The following is a 15720-nucleotide window of genomic DNA, read 5'->3' as shown; positions in this document are numbered from 1 at the left end:
TCAGGTCCGCTGCAGTAGCGCAGAGATGTCGCGGGCTGCGCTCAGGAGTTCGGGAAGCACGTCGTCGTGCAGCCGCGCAATGCTGTCGCGAGCATAAGCCGCGCCAACGTTGATCGCCGCTACGGTGCGGCCCGCCCGATCGTAAATGGGGGCGGCGATCGACACCAGCCCGGTTTCGAGTTCGCGGTCGTTTACGGCGAATCCTTGGCATTTGGCCTGTCGTACCGCCGCCACCAATGCGTCCGGATCGGTCAGGGTGTGTTCGGTCAGCGCCTGGGGTGGGTGCCGTTGCAGCAAGGCGCGCAAGGCGTCGTCGTCGAAATCGGCCAGCAGCGTGCGGCCGAGCGAGGTGGAGAAGGCCGGCAGCCGGCTGCCCGCGCCGAGCGTGACCCGCATCACCTTGCGGGTGGGCACGCGCAGCATGTAGACGATCTCGTGGCCGTCGAGCACGGCGATGGAGCTGGAATCCTTCACCCGGGCGACCAGGGCTTCGACGATGGGTTCGGACAGGTGCCAGAGCGGCTGCGACGACAGGTAGGAAAAACCGAGGTCGAGGATCTTGGGTGTGAGCCAGAACAGCCGGCCGTCGGTGGCCGCGTAGCCGAGCGACTGCAGGGTGAGCAGTACGCGCCGGGCGCCGGCGCGGGTGAGGCCGGTGGCGGTGGCGACCTGGGTGATGGTCTGGCGCGGCGCGTCTGCGCTGAAGCTGCGGATCACGCCCAGGCCCCGGGCGAACGACTGCACATAGGCGTCACCCGGCACCGGTCGGGCTTCGGCGAGGGCGGAGGTTGGCGGTTCGGCCACGGCGCTAGTCGACGCTCGCGCCGCTGGCCTTGACCAGGGCCTGGTACTTGGCGAGCTCGGCATGCATGAAGGCGTCGAACTGTTCGGGCGTGCTGGCGACCGGCTCGGCCAGCAGCGTGGCGAAACGGGCTTTGGTTTCAGGCGAATTCAGCGCCTCGACGAAGGCGTGGTTGAGCCGCTGCACCACCTCGTGCGGCGTGCGGGCCGGCGCGACCAGGCCCCACCAGGTGTCGATGGCGAAGCCCTTGAGCGTGTCGGAAACCGGCGGCACATCGGGCAGGGCCGGGCTGCGGTGCACGGTGGTGACTGCGATGGCCAGCAGCTTGCCCGAGCGGATGTTGGGCGCCGCGGTAGCGAGGTTGTCGAAGTTGAAGTCGACCTGGCCGGAGAGCAGCGCCAACTGCGCCGGGCTGCCGCCGTTGTAGGGAATGTGCACCGCGAAGATGCCGGCCTGCTGCTTGAACATCTCGCCGGCCAGATGGCCCGCGCTGCCGTTGCCGCCGCTGCCGTAGTTGAGCTTGCCCGGATTGCGCTTGGCGTAGGCGATGAGCTCCGGCACGGTGCGGATGTTCAGCCGCCGGGCGGTGTCGGCATTCATGACCAGCACGTTGGGCACCCGCACCATCTGCGTGATGCCGGCAAAGTCGTGTGCCGCGTCGAACGGCATGCGTTTGTAGAGCCACGGGTTGACCGCGTGCGTGGCGGTGGCCGACAGGCCGATGGTCAGGCCGTCGGGCGCGGCCTTGGCGACGATGTCGGCGCCGATGTTGCCGCCGGCGCCGGGTTTGTTGTCGACGATGACCGGGCCCAGGCTGTCCTTCACCCGCTCGGCCAGGATGCGGGCGGTGGCGTCGAGCGGGCCGCCGGCCGCATAGGGCACGACCAGGCGGATCGGCCGTCCGGTCATCTGGGCGCGTGTGGCGGTCGGCAGGGCCAGCGCGGCGGCGGCCGTGGAGAGGATCAGTTGGCGGCGTCGCATGCTCTTGTTTCCTTCGTTCTTCTTCTGGCGCCCGGGAGGCCGGGGCCGGCAGCCGGTCAGCCGAGGTGCTTGTCGGCCTCGCTGGTGAAGGCGTCGGCGTAGAACTCTTCGGCCGGCAGGCCACGCTGTGCCGTGTAGGCGGCCTGGGCGGATTCGACGACGATGGGCGCGCCGCAGGCATAGACCTGGTGGCCGGAGAGGTCGGCGAAATCGTCGAGCACCGCCTGGTGGACGAAACCGGTGCGGCCGGTCCAGGCGTCTTCGGGCAGGGCGTTCGAGACCACCGGCACGTAGCGCAGATGGGGCATTTCGGCGGCCTGCTGCAGCACCCAGTCGTGCAGGTAGAGGTCGGCCGGGCGGCGGCCACCCCAATAGAGCGTGACGGGGCGCTCGCTGCCCTTGTGGCGCATCTGCTCGATGAGGGCCTTGATCGGCGCGAAACCGGTCCCCGAGGCCAGCATGACGATGGGCTTTTGCGAGTCTTCCTGCAGGTAGAAGCTGCCGAAGGGGCCTTCGCAGCGCAGGATGTCGCGTTCCTTGAGGGTGGAGAAGACCTGGTCGGTGAACTTGCCGCCGGGCATGTGGCGGATGTGCAGTTCGGCGCTGGGGCCGGTCTCGTCCTGGCGGTGCGGCGCGGTGGCCATCGAATAGGCGCGGCGGCTGCCGTCGCGCAGGATGAATTCGATGTACTGCCCGGCGTGGTAACGCAGGTTTTCGGTGGCGGGCAGCTGCAGGCGAACCACCATCACGTCGGCGGACTTGCGTTCGAGCGAGGCGACGCGCACCGGCATCTTGCGCACCGGGAAGGCGCTTTCGTCGGTGACGTGGCGCGATTCAAGTACCACGTCGCTCATGGCCTGGGCGCGGCAGGTAAGGATGAAGCCGGCGGCGAGCTCGTCTGCCGACAGGGCCTTGGGCTGGTATTCCCCCAGGGTGACGCTGCCTTCGAGCTTCTTGCATTTGCAGGAGCCGCAGGCGCCGTCCTTGCAGCCGTAGGGCAGGCCGATGCCCTGGCGAATGGCCGCGGCGAGGATCGTCTCGTCGTCCTGGAGATGGAATGCGCGGCCGCTAGGCTGCACGGATACTTGGAAGCTCATCGCTGGTTATCCTCGGGGGCTTGTCTGGCACCCCCGCTGTTGTCGGGTCGACCCTCGATTTTGCCTGCAAACATGCGCCCCTCCTCACCGCCCCCCCGGCGCGCTCTGCCTGCGCGCTTTCGCCGGCCGCGCCTGCTGATCGTGGGATGCGGCGATGTCGGCCTGCGCGTGGCGGCTTTCGTGTCGCGTGGCGTGCGGGTGATGGCGCTGACGTCTTCGCCGGAACGGCTGCCGGAACTGCGGGCGCGCGGCATCCTGCCCTTGTCGGGCAACCTCGATCGCCCGGTCGATCTGCGGCGCCTGGCGGGCATCGCCCAGCGGGTGCTGGTGCTGGCGCCACCACCCGGCCAGGGGGAGGGTGATCCGCGCACGGTGGCGCTGCTGCGGGCCCTGTCGCGGGCCTGGCCGCCGGTGGCGCTGGTGTATGGGTCGACCAGCGGCGTGTATGGCGACTGCGCTGGCGCGCTGGTGGACGAAACCCGGGCGCCGCGCCCGACCACGCCGCGCGGACGCCGACGGGTGGCCGCCGAAACCGCCGTGCGGCGCTTCGGCCGCGGCGGGGCGCAGACGGCGATCCTGCGCATTCCCGGCATCTACGCGCCCGACCGCGAAGGTGGCACCCCGCGCGGCCGGCTGCAGCGCGGCACGCCGACCTTGCGCGAACAGGACGACGTCTACACCAGTCATATCCATGCGGACGACCTGGCGCGCGCCTGCCTGGCGGCGCTGTGGCGCGGCGGGCCGGGGCGGGTGTTCAACATCTGCGACGACACGCGGCTGAAGATGGGCGACTACTTCGATTTCGCGGCCGATCTTTACGGTTTACCGAGGCCGCCGCGGGTCGACCGCGAGACCGCCGCGCGCGAGCTCTCGCCGATGCAGATGAGCTTCATGTCGGAGTCGCGCCGCCTGGACAACCGGCGCATGAAGCAGGAGCTGCGGTTGGTGCTGCGCTACCCGACGATTGTGGAAGGCCTGGCCTGAGCGCAGTCGGCGCTCAGGCCGCTTGCATTTGCATCTGCGCGCCCCCGGCCGGGTCGTCGCCGGGCTCGATGCCGTCGATCAGCCAGGCGAACAGGCGCGGGATGTCGACCGCCTGGATCAGCAGCTCGCCCCGGTTGGCCTTGATGACCTCGGTGACCAGCATCGACTGCCCGCTCACCGCCAGCGGCGTGCGGATGATCTGGGCCGGCGCGAACTGCGGCACGGCGTGCAGGTCGTCGACCAGCAGGCCGATGGTGTGGGCGCCGTGGCGCAGCACCAGCACCTGGCTGTTGCCGGTGACCCGCGAGGCATCGGCGCCGATCAGCTGGGCCAGGTCGTAGACCCACATGAAACGGTGGTTGAGCTCGGCCCGCTGCAATCCCAGGATGCCGATACGGCCGCCGCCACCCAGCGGGGTGGGGCGTACGTCGGAATACGGCACGGCTTCCAGCACGTGCAGGGCGGCAATGGCGTAGAGCGACTCCCGGCAGAAGAAGGTGGCGTATTCGGTGCCGGCAGCGCGCGTGGCGTCGGTGTCGATGCGCAAGGCGCTGCGGTCGGCCAGGCCCGCGCCGCTGCGCACCGCGCCGAAAGTCTCGAAGACGACGGCGAGCACGTCTTCCTGGTAGCCGTCGCTGGTCTTGAACTCGCGGTAGCCGCTGGAAGCGGTGCAGGCCACGATGCCGTATTGGCCGTCGTGTTCGGTGATGCGCGATGCGCCGCGACCGGCGGGCAGGGCGAGCAGGTCGGCGTCGAGCGCCAGGCGGGTACCGACCTGTCGCGTGGGGTCGGTGCTGGAGAGGATGCGGCCGTCGCGCGCCACGTAGAGCGCCTTGGACTTGGTCTCGGACTTGCCGGCCAGGCCCGCGCGCAGCATGTTCAGGAACTCGGGCGTCGAGTCGAACACGATGCCGATGCCGCCGACGATGCGACCTGGATCGGCCAGGTCGCGAATGGCTGCGTGGTAGACGTAGGTGTCGGCGTCACCGTAAAGGCCGGTCGGCTCGAAGGGGCTGACGTGGTAGTCCTGCGCGGTGCGCAGCGCCAGCACGCTCGACAGGGTCTGCGCTGCGATGCCGGCGCCGACGACCGGCATGCCAGGGCGCTCCGGCGTGCCCAGGGCGGCATCGCCGGTGGACGCGACGATGGTGCCGTCGCGGTCATAGACGAAGAGCCGGGTGTAGACGGTGTAGAGGCCGTTGATGTAGGCCAGGATGTCGCCGAAGCGGCGCCGGGTGTCGTCGGCCAGCGTGGCCTCGGCCAGGCCCGCGCGCAGCTCGGGCGTCAGGGCCCACCAGCGGCAGTCATCGGAGCGTTCGTAGAGATTGCGGTCGAGCAGGTCGACCAGCAGGTGAGAAGTGAACTGCGCATTGCGCAGGCTCGACGCCAGCACCGTCTGGTAGAGGTCGCGGATGGAGCGCGCGAAGAGTTCGTTGCTGCGGTTGCCGGTCTCGCTGATCTGGTCGAGCACGGTCTTCAGCTTGGCCATGTCGCCCTCCTGGCCGACCGTCATCACCTGGCCGTTCCAGACGATGCGCTGGATGGTGCGCGCGGCGCTCATGATCTCGAAGAGCGGCGGGCAGAACGAGTCGGCATGCGAGAGCAGGCCTTCGGCCACCGCCGGCTCCAGGCCCGCCAGCACGTCGCCGGCGGTGCCGGCGTTGCCGCGAAAAGCCACGTCGACCGGCACCATCACCTGGCCCTGCCAGCCGGCCGGGCCGGGATAGCCCTGGTAGCCGGCCGAGCGGAAGGTGCGCACCAGGTATTCGCGGCCACCGAAGACGCAGGGCATGGGCGAGCCCGCGACATTGGTCGGCAGCCGGGTGCCGGGCGGCAGCCAGAGCGGGTCGGCGCTGGCGATGACGCGATCGTCGGCGTCGAGCAGCAGCAGGTTGGCGCGCTCGTCGCCGTCGCGGTGGCTGTCGAAGATGCCCTGCATCTCCTGCGCCAGGTTGAAGCCCAGGCAGAGCAGGCCCACGACCGCGCCGGTCTCGGGATGGTGCATGCGGCGCGAGTAGACGAGGGCGCGGTCGAGCTGCGGGCGCAGGTCGGTGGCGCGGAAGGTCTCGACGTAGCTTTCGCTGGCGAGGGTTTCGGCGACCAGCGGATCGGCGCTTTGTGTGACGGGCGAGCCGGCGTCGACCTGCACCATCACGCGGCCCTGGGTGTCGAGCAGCAGGATCTCGTCGTAGACCGTGTATTTGCTGCGGTATTCCTGCAGGCGGCGGCGCACCTCTTCGCGGCGGGCGTCGGCATCGTCCGGGTCGGCGGCGAGGAATTCGCAGAGCACCCGGTCGGTGGCCAGAAAGCCGACGTCGGCGGTGCGCTCGAACAGATTGCGCACCACGATGTCGATCACGTATTGCGCCTTGGTGGCAATGCCGTCCATGACGTTGCGCACTTTTTCCTGCACTAGGCTGGCGACGAGTTCCTGCTCCAGCTTGGCGAAGCCCTCGCGGGTGGCGGCCATGGTCGGCAGGATGGTCTTGGCCTCGACCGGGCAGTTCATCTTGGCGGACGATTCGATGATCCGCCACATCAGGTTGAGCTCCTGCAGCGACTGCTCGCAGCGCGCGACATCGCGCATGAAAGGCATGAAGACTTCGGTGTCGGTCACCTGCAGGGTGGCCGGCATGGCGGGAATCGTGGAATCTGTTGACATGGTTCTTGGTGCGGCCGATGCCGCCTGAACACGCGACCAAGCAATAAGCAGGCCGGAAAAGGTCGCCGCGCGTGCTGAGACAATCGTGGATATGACAGAAGAAATTTCCGGCACCGACAGCAGTGCCCCGGCGGCTCTCACCACGAGGCCGGCCGACCCGCTACTCGCCATTTTTCCGGACGCGCTCAGCGTCGAATCCCTGGACCTGGAAGCGCAGGGCGTGGCGCGCCGCGCCGACGGCAAGGTGGTCTTCATCGAAGGCGCCTTGCCCGGCGAACTGGTCAGCGCCAACGTACACCGCAAGAAGAACAACTGGGAGCAGGCCAGCCTGCTGGCCATCCACCGCGAATCGTCGCAGCGGGTGCGTCCCGGTTGTCCGCATTTCGGCCTGCACGCCGGTGCCTGCGGCGGCTGCAAGATGCAGCACCTGCACGCCGGCGCCCAGGTGGCGGTGAAGCAGCGGGTGGTGGAAGACAACCTGTGGCATCTTGGCAAGATCCGGCCCGACACCCTGCTGCGGCCGATCGAGGGCCCGACCTGGGGCTATCGCTGGCGCGCCCGGCTGTCGGTGCGCCACGTGATCAAGAAGGGCACGGTGCTGATCGGCTTTCACGAGCGCAAGAGCCGCTACATCGCCGACATGAAGGTCTGCCCGGTGCTGCCGCCGCATGTCGACGCCTTGCTGATGCCGCTGCGTGGGCTGATCGCCTCCCTGGACGCGCGTGACACCTGCCCGCAGATCGAGCTGGCCTGCGGCGATTCGGTGACCGCGCTGGTGCTGCGGCACCTGGAGCCACTGTCTGGTGGTGACCTGGGGCGGCTGCGCGCTTTCGCCGCCGAGCACGTCGACGCCGGCGTGCAGTGGTGGCTGCAGCCCAAAGGGCCGGACACGGTGCAACTGCTCGACGCGCAGGACGCCCGGCCGCTGTCTTACGCGCTGCCCGATTTCGGCATCGACATGCCGTTCAAGCCGACCGATTTCACGCAGGTCAACCCGCACATCAACCGGGTGCTGGTGAGCCGGGCGCTGCGGCTGCTCGACGTGCGGCCGCAGGAGCGGGTGATCGACTGGTTCTGCGGGCTGGGCAATTTCACGCTGCCGCTGGCCACGCAGGCCCGGCAGGTGCGCGGCATCGAGGGCAGCGAAGCCCTGGTGGCGCGGGCGCGGGCCAACTACGCCCGGCACCAGGCGACCGGGCCTCGCACGCCGCTGTCGCCGACCGACTTCATGGCGCGCAACCTGTTCGAGATGACGCCGGCGCTGCTGCTGAAGGACGGCGTGGCCGACAAGTGGCTGGTGGATCCGCCGCGCGAAGGTGCGTTCGCCCTGGCGCGGGCGCTGGCCGACCTGTGCCGGCAGCAGCAGGGGCTGCCGCCCATCGGCACCGCCGAAGCCGAGGCGGGCGAGAACACCAAGAACACCAACGAGCCGGTGCCGGCCGCCGATCTGGCGGGCTGGACGCCGCCGAAACGCATCGTCTATGTCAGCTGCAACCCGGCCACGCTGGCGCGCGACGCGGGCCTGCTGGTGCACATGGGGGGATATCGGTGCAGTTCGGCCGGGGCGGTGAACATGTTCCCGCACACCGCGCACGTGGAAAGCATCGCGGTGTTCGACTACGTGGGCTCGGGCGCCTGAGCGCGCACTAGAGCGGCGCTGCCTTGGCCTTGGCCTTGCGCGGCGCGACGACTTTTTCGGTGTCCTTGTCGATGCTGGCTTCGGCGTCGACCTGCGGTGCCTGGGGCGGCGCCTGGGCGATGGCCGATGCCTGGCCTTCGACCTTGTTGTCGCGCATGTACTGGTCCATTTCCTTCCAGCCGGCAAAGATCGCCGACTTGCTGGACTTGGCGTTGAGTGAATAGCAGTCCTCGATGCCGCGCAGTCCGTAGCGGCAGGCGCCGCCGATGGCCTTGGCGTCGGCTTCCCGTTGCGCGATGCGCGGATCGGGTTCCAGGCCGGGAATGTCGCAACCGGCCAGCAGCAGGGCCAGAAGCGGAATACCGAGGAGACGGGGCGACATGGGCGTTGAGGAATAGGGACGGGAGTTCTTTTGATTATCGGCAGTGCACCGGATAACTGAAGGACAAAGCCCGTCACGGCAATGGAGAGAGGCTGGGCGGCGCCTTCAGGAATGGAAAAAGGCCCCGCAGGGCCTTTTGGTGCAAGAGGCGAAGGCGCCCGTCAACGGTGTCAGTCGCGTTCGCCGCCGACGATGCCCAGCAGGGCCAGCAGGCTCTGGAATACGTTGAACAGGTCCAGGTACAGCGACAGGGTGGCGCTGATGTAGTTGGTTTCACCGCCGTCGATGATCTGCTTGAGGTCATACAGCATGTAGGCGCTGAAGATGCCGATGGAGGCCACCGAGATCGCCAGCATGGCGCCGGTCGATGGCACGAACATGGCGATGACCGAGGCGATCAGCAGCACGATCACGCCGACGAACAGGAACTTGCCCATGCCCGACAGGTCGCGCTTGATGACCGTGGCGAGTGAGGCCATGGCCAGGAACACGCCGGCGGTGCCGGCAAACGCTGTCATGACGAGCGAGGCGCCGTTGGAGAACCCCAGCACCATCGCAATCATGCGCGACAGCATGATGCCCATGAAGAAGGTGAACGCCAGCAGCACCGGCACGCCCGCGGCGGAGTTCTTGGTTTTCTGGATGGCGTACATGAAGCCGAAGGCGCCGGCCAGGAAAACCACCAGGCCGAGCCCGCCGTTGAGCGAGCGGGTGATGCCGGTGGCCACGCCCATCCAGGCGCCCAGCACGGTCGGCAGCATGCTCAGCGCCAGCAACCAGTAGGTGTTGCGCATGACGCGCTGGCGCTGGTCGCGCTGCGCGACGGCCCAGCCGTTGGCGGCGGTGCCGGCATTGAAGGTTTGAAGGGGTTCGCTCACGGTCTTTCTCCCAGAGTGATCGTCGGATCGTTGATTGGACTGTCGGGGCGGCGATATTGCCGCCGAGGTGGGTCCCGGCTGGGGGACTTTTCGGCAAATTCTAGGTGTTTGTTGTATTGCCTTCGGGGCGGAAGCCCTGCGGGACTCCATGCCTTTTTATGAAGGCAATCATCCATGCAGGGTTCCAATGCAGGCGTAACCGCCCGTTATGCTTCGGGCTGAATCGCAGCAGTCTCAAACCTTACCACCAGAACTTGCATGAAAACCAAATCCGTACTCGAACTCGCCGATGTCAAGAAGATCGCCGCCGCTGCCGAAGCCGAAGCACTGAAGAACGGTTGGGCGGTCACTATCGCCATCGCCGACGACGGCGGTTATCCGTTGTGGGTGCAGCGACTCGACGGCGCGGCGGCTACCTCGGCCAGCATTGCCCCGGCCAAGGCCCACACCGCCGCGGTCGGCCGTCGTGAGAGCAAGGCATTCGAAGACATCATCAATGGTGGTCGTACGGCTTTCCTCACGGCGCCAGGCCTGTCGGGCCTGCTCGAAGGCGGCGTGCCTATCGTCAAGGATGGGCAAGTGATCGGTGCGGTCGGCGTGAGCGGCGTGAAGTCCACCGAAGACGCCCAGATCGCCAAGGCCGGCATCGCAGCGCTGGGTCTCTGACAGACACGGGTCGCCATGGCGGCCCGACCATGAAAAAAGCCGGCTTCGTGAAGCCGGCTTTTTGTTGTGCCGTCAGGGCAGTCGTGGAGGAAAAAATGCGTGGCTGGAAGGAAATCCTTTGGCTAGCAAAAACGACCCTGGGAGACTCCGGGGAGTCTCTGTAGTCGCCCCACGATGAAACAGGTATTCAGCGAATTACTGGCGAATTACTTGGTGAGGATCAACTTGCCGAGGCGGGTAGCCTGCAGCCGGTAGACCGCGCCGTTGTGGCAGATGGACACGGCTTTCTTGCCGCGAAGGAGTTCGGAACTGAGGATGGACGCGAGCGATGCGCCGCCGATCTCGGTTTCGTCGTCGTCTTCTTCCGGCATCGCCTGGAAAGAGAGGACTTGCTTGCTGTTGGCAGCGAAGCGGGCTTGTGCGGTGTTAGCTGAGGCGGCCATTTGCGGGAATCTCCTAGCGCTTTCTCGATAGGTTAATGATAACCATTCTCAAAAAGAAGTCAACCGGCCCGATTGAAAGAATTTGTTGGACGGCTGGCGCTTTCGCTCCTGCCGTCCGAGCTTGTCAGGAGCCCTCGGGATCGGTCACGAAACCGATCTTGCGGATGCCGGCCTGCTGCGCCGCCGCCATCGCCTTGGCCACGCGCTCGTAGCGCACGCTCTTGTCGCCCTTGATGTGTAGCTCTGGCTGAGGCTCATGGGTGGATTCGCTGGCCAGCCGCTGCGTGAGCTGGTCGTCGGGAATCGCGGTGGCGTTCCAGAAGTAGGTGCCGTCGGCCGCGACGCTGAGCTGGATCGTCTCGGGCTTGGCGTTCTCGGGCTGCGCGGTGGCGCGCGGCAGGTCGATGGGCACCGAGTTCTTCATGACCGGCACCGTGATGATGAAGATGATGAGCAGCACCAGCATGACGTCGACCAGCGGCGTCATGTTGATCTCGTTCATCACCTCGTCGGTGTCGTCCTGGGTACCGAAAGCCATCTCAGTTTCCCTTCTTGAGCGGCAGCACCGTCGCGGGCGAGGCGCTGACGCGGGCGCCGGTGACGAAGTAGGCGTGCAGGTCGTGGGCGAAGCTGTTGAGCTTGTTGAGCACCGACTTGTTGCCCCGCACCAGGGCGTTGTAGCCGAGCACGGCGGGAATGGCGACAGCCAGGCCCAGCGCGGTCATGATGAGCGATTCGCCGATGGGGCCAGCCACCTTGTCGATCGTCGCCTGGCCGGCGGTGCCGATGCTCATCAGCGCGTGGTAGATGCCCCAGACGGTGCCGAACAGGCCGATGAAAGGCGCGGTGGAGCCGACCGAGGCGAGGATCGCCAGGCCCGCCTGCATGCGCGCGGTGGTTTCGTCGATGGCGTTGCGCAGGGTGCGGGTGATCCAGTCGCTCACGTCCAGGCTGTCGTGCAGGTGCGCCTTGGTGTTGCGGTGGTGAGCGGTGGCTTCACGGCCTTCCAGGGCGAGCTGGCGGAACGGATTGGACGAATCGGCCCCGAGCTTGGCCAGGGCGGCTGCGAAGTCTTCGCTGTGCCAGAAGTCGTCGGCGTTGCGGGCGAAGGCCTTGTAGCGCACCACGTCGAGCGCCTTGATCACGATGACCATCCAGGAGGCCAGTGACATGCCGAGCAGCAGGATGGCGACCGCTCGGGTGACGAAGTCACCCTGGGTCCAGACGTTGGCGATGCCGAATTGCGATTCCATTGATAACTCCCGAAGCGAAAGGCTTTTGATTAATTGAGCACGAAGTTCGTGGTGGCGCGGAAGCGGAATTCGGTTTCCGCGTTGGCGCCCGCGCGCTGGATGGGGGTGATGCGCGACTGCATCTGCGCATCCTGGGCTGCCTTGTCGAGCCGGTCGAAGCCGCTGGAGACTTCGATGGTCACGCGCTTGGGCACGCCCTGTGCGCTGTAGTAGACCGACAGCACGACTTTCCCGGATTCACCCAGGCGCTTGCTGATGGACGGATAGGAGACTTGCGGCGCGTTGATGTACTGCACCTGGCCTTCGGTCACGTCGACGAGCTTGGGCGCGGGCGGTGCCGGCGGCGCGGGGGCCACGGCGGGTGCGGGCGGTGCCGGTGGCGCAGGAGACGGCGGGGCGGGCGCCGGCGGTTCGGGCTGGACCACGCCGGTGGGAGCGTTGGGAGTCGGCACCGGATCGCGGATGGCGATGGGCTTGGGCGCGACGGTTTTCTTGACGACTTCCTTCTGCGGCGGCGCAGGCGGAGGCGGCGGCGGCGGCGCGGGTTTGGGCGGCGCGATGATCTCGCTGAGGATCTCGACCGGGATCACCACCTCGGCGACCTTGCGCGCCAGGCCGCTCTGCACCGCCCACAGCGCGGCGGCATGAAAAAGCACGACACCGCCGGCAATGGCGACGTTGCGGCTGACGCGGGGAAAGGGGGGGAGCCGGGAGCTGCCGGAGCGGGAGGAAACGGGGGAAACAGGGGAGTGAGCTGCTGTCATGTGATTTGGCACGCGCTGACCAGGTAGCGCCTGCGAGCCGCGGGCGCGGCTATTTCCGGAAAATCCACCAGGCCGAGCCGACGACCAGGATCAGGCAACCACCGAGGCTTGCGACGACTTCCATGCCTTGCTCTCCGAAATGCTTCTGGCGAGCTGAACGGTCCGTACGCCGGCGTCGCACTGCAGCGCGGCGACCGGGTGCGATGCGCTGCATTGGGCAACGACGTCGCGGGCGCAGGTTTCGCATTGACCGCATTGCGTCGCGACACCCAGTTCGAACTGGATTTCATCGAAGCCCATACCAGCGCGTACATGACGAGCAATTTCGCGGTCGGATACGCGGTGGCAAACGCAGACGATCATGGCGGGAGCGTGTGGCTGGCTGTTTGGAAAGGTGCGAGTATAAATGCGAATTCGTCGCATTACTAGCCACAAGTCCATTCGTACCAGGGGGCGTTCCGAGACCCTGGCGCATCGAGCCATCAATTCATGGTGAATTTTTGACCAATCGTGCGAGTGCGCGGCTCCACTCGTTGCCAGTTGCAGGCCAGCGCGACGAAAAGAGGCCGGCGCGATTTGCCGGCACCGGGCGGGGGTTGCCTGGCCGAGCCAGCCGAGGCTGGGTCGCCCCGTCTCAGGTCGACCAGCGACGCGAGGGCCGTGCCTGTAGCGTGATTTCGACGGCTTTCTGCAATATCGGTGAGCCGGTGTGCGGATCGGTGTCCACGAAGTCTTCCAGAGCGATGTCGCGCACGTCGCCGCCGGTCTTGGCCTCGAGTTGTTCCAGCACGGCGCCGATCGCCTTTTGTGCTTCGATGACAGCGGGGGATGTGTTCGCCATGGGATTGTCGGCAAGCCGTGTAGTGGTCACTGCCTGTAATTTTTTGATGCTCGCGACTCAGGGAGTGTCGGCTGAGACCGACAAAGCCTGACGGCACTCGACGGTAGCCGGGCGTCCCGGCACCGACAAAGTGGCCCGCGCGGCCGGGTTGGTCGCCAGCAGCTGGCCGCGCCGGCGCACCTGCAGCCGGGTCGCGCGCAGGCGCAGGGCTTCCACCGGATCGGCGGCCTGGAGCAGCACGAAATCGGCGAACCGGCCCGGCGCGATGCCGTAGCCATCGAGTCCCATGATCGCGGCGGGCGCCTCGGTCACGGCGTCGAAGCAGCGCCGCATCGCGGCTTGGCTGGTCATCTGGGCGACGTGCAGGCCCATGTGCGCCACGTCGAGCATGTCGCCCGACCCCAGGCTATACCAGGGGTCCATGCAGCAGTCCTGGCCAAACGCCACGCGCACGCCCTGCGCCATGAGTTCGGGCACGCGGGTCATGCCGCGCCGTTTGGGATAGGTGTCGTGCCGGCCCTGCAGGGTGATGTTGATCAGCGGATTGGCGATGACCGACACCTGCGCCTCGGCGATCAGCGGCAGCAGCTTGCTGACGTAGTAGTTGTCCATGGAATGCATGGAGGTGCAGTGCGAGCCGACGACGCGGCCGTGCAGCCCGAGGCGCTGGGTTTCGGCCGCCAGGGTTTCGATGTGGCGAGACAGGGGGTCGTCGGTCTCGTCGCAGTGCATGTCGACCGGCAGGCCGCGCTCGGCGGCCAGCTCGCACAGCAGGCGCACGCTGTCGGCGCCCTGGGCCATGGTGCGTTCGAAGTGCGGAATGCCGCCGACGATGTTCACCCCCATGTCGAGCGCCCGCGTCAGGCTGTCGAGGCCGCCCGCGGTGCGCAGCACGCCGTCCTGCGGAAACGCCACCAGCTGCAGGTCGAGATACGGCGCCACGCGCTGCTGCACGTCGAGCATCGCCTCCACCGTCACCAGGCGCGGGTCGCTGGTGTCGACGTGGCTGCGGATCGCCAGCAAACCGCGCGACACCGCCCAGTCGCAATAGGCGAGTGCGCGTTCGACCAGGGCTTCGTGCGTGAGCTGCGGCTTGAGCTCGCCCCACAGCGCGATGCCTTCGAGCAGTATGCCGCTGGCGTTGATGCGCGGGATGCCGTAGGAGAGCGTGGCGTCCAGATGGAAATGCGCGTCCACGAAGGGCGGCGACACCAGCAGGCCGCCGGCGTCCAGCGTTTCGTGGGCCGGCGCCTGCAGGCCGGCGGTGACCTCGACGAAGCGGCCGTCCTGCACGGCAAGCGACATGCCGGTGCGGCCGTCGGGAAGGGTGGCGTTGGTGACGAGCAGGTCGAGCATCGGCGGATTCCGTGAGTGGAGCGGCGGTGGGCAGGCGTGCGCCTCAGCGCTCGCCCTTGCGATAGGGTTTCATCAGCGCCTGCGGATAGGCGGCCTTGCGGGCCACCAGCACCAGCGCCAGGATCGACAGCGCATACGGCAGCATCAGATACAGCTGGTAGGGCAGGGCCGAATCGCCGGATTGTTGCAGCCGCAGCTGCAGGGCGTCGAAGAACGAAAACAGCAGCGCGCCCAGCAGCGCCTTGCCTGGCCGCCACGAGGCGAACACCACCAGCGCCACGCAGATCCAGCCGCGCCCGTTGACCATGTTGAAGTAGAAGGCGTTGAACGCCGACAGCGTGAGAAACGCGCCCGCCATGCCCATGATGGCCGAGCCCGCCACGATGGCGCCGGTGCGCATGGGCAGCACCGGAATGCCCTGGCTTTCGGCCGCCTGCGGGTTCTCGCCCACCATGCGCAGCGCCAGCCCGAGCGGTGTGCGCAGCAGCACCCAGGCCAGTACGGGAACGAGCGCCAGCGCCATCAGCGTGGGCGCGGTCTGCTCGGCCAGCACCGGCACGCCGAGCCAGGCCATGGGCGCGAAAGGCGTGATCGTGGGCGGCGTGCTCACCTGGCCGAAAGCCAGCCGGTAGCTGAAGTAACTCAAGGCGGTGGCCAGCAGCGTGATGCCCAGCCCGCATACATGCTGCGACAGCGCCAGCCCCACGGTGAGCGCGGCGTGCAGCAGTCCGAACAGCGCACCCACGACGGCGGCGCAAGCCATGCCGGCCCACAGCGGCGCGCCGTGGTAGACCGCCAGCCAGCCGCTCAGCGCACCGGCGACCATGATGCCCTCGATGCCCAGGTGCAGCACGCCCGCGCGCTCGCAGAGCAACACGCCGAGCGTGCCCAGGATCAGCGGTGTGGCGATGCGCAGCACCGCGCTCCAGAAGGCCGGATTGGCCAGGATGTCGGCGATCTCGTTCATGCGGA

General features: G+C 67.5%; 17 protein-coding genes. 3 read left to right on the top strand and 14 right to left on the bottom strand.

Going from position 1 to position 15720, the window contains the following annotated elements:
- Genes R9X41_RS13925 through R9X41_RS13915 form a run of 3 tightly spaced genes read right to left on the bottom strand, consistent with a single transcriptional unit; the run spans window position 1 to window position 2880 of the window.
- Window positions 1-867: an IclR family transcriptional regulator domain-containing protein gene (locus R9X41_RS13925; protein ID WP_412556607.1), complete on the bottom strand. Its 867-nt coding sequence runs from the start codon at window positions 865-867 to the stop codon at window positions 1-3.
- The gene (locus tag R9X41_RS13920) at window positions 809-1783 is read right to left on the bottom strand and encodes a tripartite tricarboxylate transporter substrate binding protein (protein ID WP_318631042.1); all 975 of its coding nucleotides are present in this window, start codon (window positions 1781-1783) and stop codon (window positions 809-811) included. Before R9X41_RS13920 ends, R9X41_RS13925 begins: the two co-directional genes overlap by 59 nt.
- A 56-nt stretch (window positions 1784-1839) precedes the next feature.
- Complete coding sequence (locus R9X41_RS13915; RefSeq protein WP_318631041.1) at window positions 1840-2880, bottom strand: CDP-6-deoxy-delta-3,4-glucoseen reductase; 1041 nt, start codon at window positions 2878-2880, stop codon at window positions 1840-1842.
- Between the two features lie 72 nt (window positions 2881-2952).
- Between R9X41_RS13915 and R9X41_RS13910 the strand changes: the two genes are divergently transcribed.
- Window positions 2953-3864: an SDR family oxidoreductase gene (locus tag R9X41_RS13910; RefSeq protein WP_318631040.1), complete on the top strand. Its 912-nt coding sequence runs from the start codon at window positions 2953-2955 to the stop codon at window positions 3862-3864.
- Window positions 3865-3877: 13 nt separating this feature from the next.
- Here the strand turns inward: R9X41_RS13910 and R9X41_RS13905 are convergent, their stop codons facing one another.
- The gene (locus tag R9X41_RS13905) at window positions 3878-6526 is read right to left on the bottom strand and encodes a chemotaxis protein CheW (RefSeq protein ID WP_318631039.1); all 2649 of its coding nucleotides are present in this window, start codon (window positions 6524-6526) and stop codon (window positions 3878-3880) included.
- A gap of 91 nt (window positions 6527-6617) precedes the next feature.
- On the opposite strand from R9X41_RS13905, the gene rlmD reads away from it, so the two are divergent.
- Window positions 6618-8165: a 23S rRNA (uracil(1939)-C(5))-methyltransferase RlmD gene (rlmD, locus tag R9X41_RS13900; RefSeq protein WP_318631038.1), complete on the top strand. Its 1548-nt coding sequence runs from the start codon at window positions 6618-6620 to the stop codon at window positions 8163-8165.
- Between the two features lie 7 nt (window positions 8166-8172).
- On the opposite strand, the gene R9X41_RS13895 is transcribed toward rlmD, so the two are convergent.
- Window positions 8173-8547, bottom strand: coding sequence for a hypothetical protein (locus R9X41_RS13895; RefSeq protein WP_318631037.1), 375 nt, complete (start codon window positions 8545-8547; stop codon window positions 8173-8175).
- 170 nt (window positions 8548-8717) lie between these two features.
- Window positions 8718-9425, bottom strand: coding sequence for a Bax inhibitor-1/YccA family protein (locus R9X41_RS13890; protein WP_318631036.1), 708 nt, complete (start codon window positions 9423-9425; stop codon window positions 8718-8720).
- 258 nt (window positions 9426-9683) lie between these two features.
- On the opposite strand from R9X41_RS13890, the gene R9X41_RS13885 reads away from it, so the two are divergent.
- Window positions 9684-10091: a GlcG/HbpS family heme-binding protein gene (locus tag R9X41_RS13885; RefSeq protein ID WP_318631035.1), complete on the top strand. Its 408-nt coding sequence runs from the start codon at window positions 9684-9686 to the stop codon at window positions 10089-10091.
- A gap of 206 nt (window positions 10092-10297) precedes the next feature.
- Here R9X41_RS13885 and hemP read toward each other — a convergent pair whose 3' ends face one another.
- The 8 genes from hemP to R9X41_RS13845 form a co-directional block, all read right to left on the bottom strand.
- Window positions 10298-10462, bottom strand: a complete 165-nt coding sequence (hemP, locus tag R9X41_RS13880) for a hemin uptake protein HemP (RefSeq protein ID WP_318635237.1) — start codon at window positions 10460-10462, stop codon at window positions 10298-10300.
- 196 nt (window positions 10463-10658) lie between these two features.
- Complete coding sequence (locus R9X41_RS13875) at window positions 10659-11072, bottom strand: ExbD/TolR family protein (protein ID WP_318631034.1); 414 nt, start codon at window positions 11070-11072, stop codon at window positions 10659-10661.
- A 1-nt stretch (window position 11073) separates the two neighbouring features.
- A complete protein-coding gene (locus R9X41_RS13870; protein WP_318631033.1) occupies window positions 11074-11787 on the bottom strand; it encodes a MotA/TolQ/ExbB proton channel family protein in 714 nt (237 codons plus the stop codon).
- Window positions 11788-11816: 29 nt separating this feature from the next.
- A complete protein-coding gene (locus R9X41_RS13865) occupies window positions 11817-12551 on the bottom strand; it encodes a TonB family protein (RefSeq protein WP_412556606.1) in 735 nt (244 codons plus the stop codon).
- A gap of 90 nt (window positions 12552-12641) precedes the next feature.
- A complete protein-coding gene (locus R9X41_RS13860; protein WP_318631031.1) occupies window positions 12642-12914 on the bottom strand; it encodes a (2Fe-2S)-binding protein in 273 nt (90 codons plus the stop codon).
- Between the two features lie 271 nt (window positions 12915-13185).
- Window positions 13186-13392 (bottom strand): hypothetical protein, encoded by a 207-nt coding sequence (locus R9X41_RS13855; RefSeq protein WP_318631030.1) that lies wholly within the window; start codon window positions 13390-13392, stop codon window positions 13186-13188.
- A 57-nt stretch (window positions 13393-13449) separates the two neighbouring features.
- The gene (locus tag R9X41_RS13850) at window positions 13450-14748 is read right to left on the bottom strand and encodes an amidohydrolase family protein (RefSeq protein WP_318631029.1); all 1299 of its coding nucleotides are present in this window, start codon (window positions 14746-14748) and stop codon (window positions 13450-13452) included.
- A 43-nt stretch (window positions 14749-14791) separates the two neighbouring features.
- Window positions 14792-15715, bottom strand: a complete 924-nt coding sequence (locus R9X41_RS13845) for an ABC transporter permease (RefSeq protein WP_318631028.1) — start codon at window positions 15713-15715, stop codon at window positions 14792-14794.
- Window positions 15716-15720: the final 5 nt, after the last annotated feature.

It is taken from the genome of Xylophilus sp. GOD-11R (assembly GCF_033546935.1).
In the GTDB taxonomy this organism is placed as follows: domain Bacteria; phylum Pseudomonadota; class Gammaproteobacteria; order Burkholderiales; family Burkholderiaceae_C; genus Xylophilus.
Note: the sequence above shows the minus strand (reverse complement) of the source record. Positions and strands in the feature narration are given on the sequence as shown.

What these genes read in the sequence shown, in the direction of transcription:
- R9X41_RS13885 (WP_318631035.1), top strand. Translation starts at nt 9,684, where the DNA reads ATGAAAACCAAATCCGTACTCGAACTCGCCGATGTCAAGAAGATCGCC.
- R9X41_RS13855 (WP_318631030.1), bottom strand. Translation starts at nt 13,392, where the DNA reads ATGGCGAACACATCCCCCGCTGTCATCGAAGCACAAAAGGCGATCGGC.
- R9X41_RS13845 (WP_318631028.1), bottom strand. Translation starts at nt 15,715, where the DNA reads ATGAACGAGATCGCCGACATCCTGGCCAATCCGGCCTTCTGGAGCGCG.
- R9X41_RS13860 (WP_318631031.1), bottom strand. Translation starts at nt 12,914, where the DNA reads ATGATCGTCTGCGTTTGCCACCGCGTATCCGACCGCGAAATTGCTCGT.
- R9X41_RS13870 (WP_318631033.1), bottom strand. Translation starts at nt 11,787, where the DNA reads ATGGAATCGCAATTCGGCATCGCCAACGTCTGGACCCAGGGTGACTTC.
- rlmD (WP_318631038.1), top strand. Translation starts at nt 6,618, where the DNA reads ATGACAGAAGAAATTTCCGGCACCGACAGCAGTGCCCCGGCGGCTCTC.
- R9X41_RS13910 (WP_318631040.1), top strand. Translation starts at nt 2,953, where the DNA reads ATGCGCCCCTCCTCACCGCCCCCCCGGCGCGCTCTGCCTGCGCGCTTT.
- R9X41_RS13895 (WP_318631037.1), bottom strand. Translation starts at nt 8,547, where the DNA reads ATGTCGCCCCGTCTCCTCGGTATTCCGCTTCTGGCCCTGCTGCTGGCC.
- R9X41_RS13915 (WP_318631041.1), bottom strand. Translation starts at nt 2,880, where the DNA reads ATGAGCTTCCAAGTATCCGTGCAGCCTAGCGGCCGCGCATTCCATCTC.
- R9X41_RS13875 (WP_318631034.1), bottom strand. Translation starts at nt 11,072, where the DNA reads ATGGCTTTCGGTACCCAGGACGACACCGACGAGGTGATGAACGAGATC.
- hemP (WP_318635237.1), bottom strand. Translation starts at nt 10,462, where the DNA reads ATGCCGGAAGAAGACGACGACGAAACCGAGATCGGCGGCGCATCGCTC.
- R9X41_RS13850 (WP_318631029.1), bottom strand. Translation starts at nt 14,748, where the DNA reads ATGCTCGACCTGCTCGTCACCAACGCCACCCTTCCCGACGGCCGCACC.
- R9X41_RS13905 (WP_318631039.1), bottom strand. Translation starts at nt 6,526, where the DNA reads ATGTCAACAGATTCCACGATTCCCGCCATGCCGGCCACCCTGCAGGTG.
- R9X41_RS13865 (WP_412556606.1), bottom strand. Translation starts at nt 12,551, where the DNA reads ATGACAGCAGCTCACTCCCCTGTTTCCCCCGTTTCCTCCCGCTCCGGC.
- R9X41_RS13920 (WP_318631042.1), bottom strand. Translation starts at nt 1,783, where the DNA reads ATGCGACGCCGCCAACTGATCCTCTCCACGGCCGCCGCCGCGCTGGCC.
- R9X41_RS13925 (WP_412556607.1), bottom strand. Translation starts at nt 867, where the DNA reads ATGCCGAGCTCGCCAAGTACCAGGCCCTGGTCAAGGCCAGCGGCGCGA.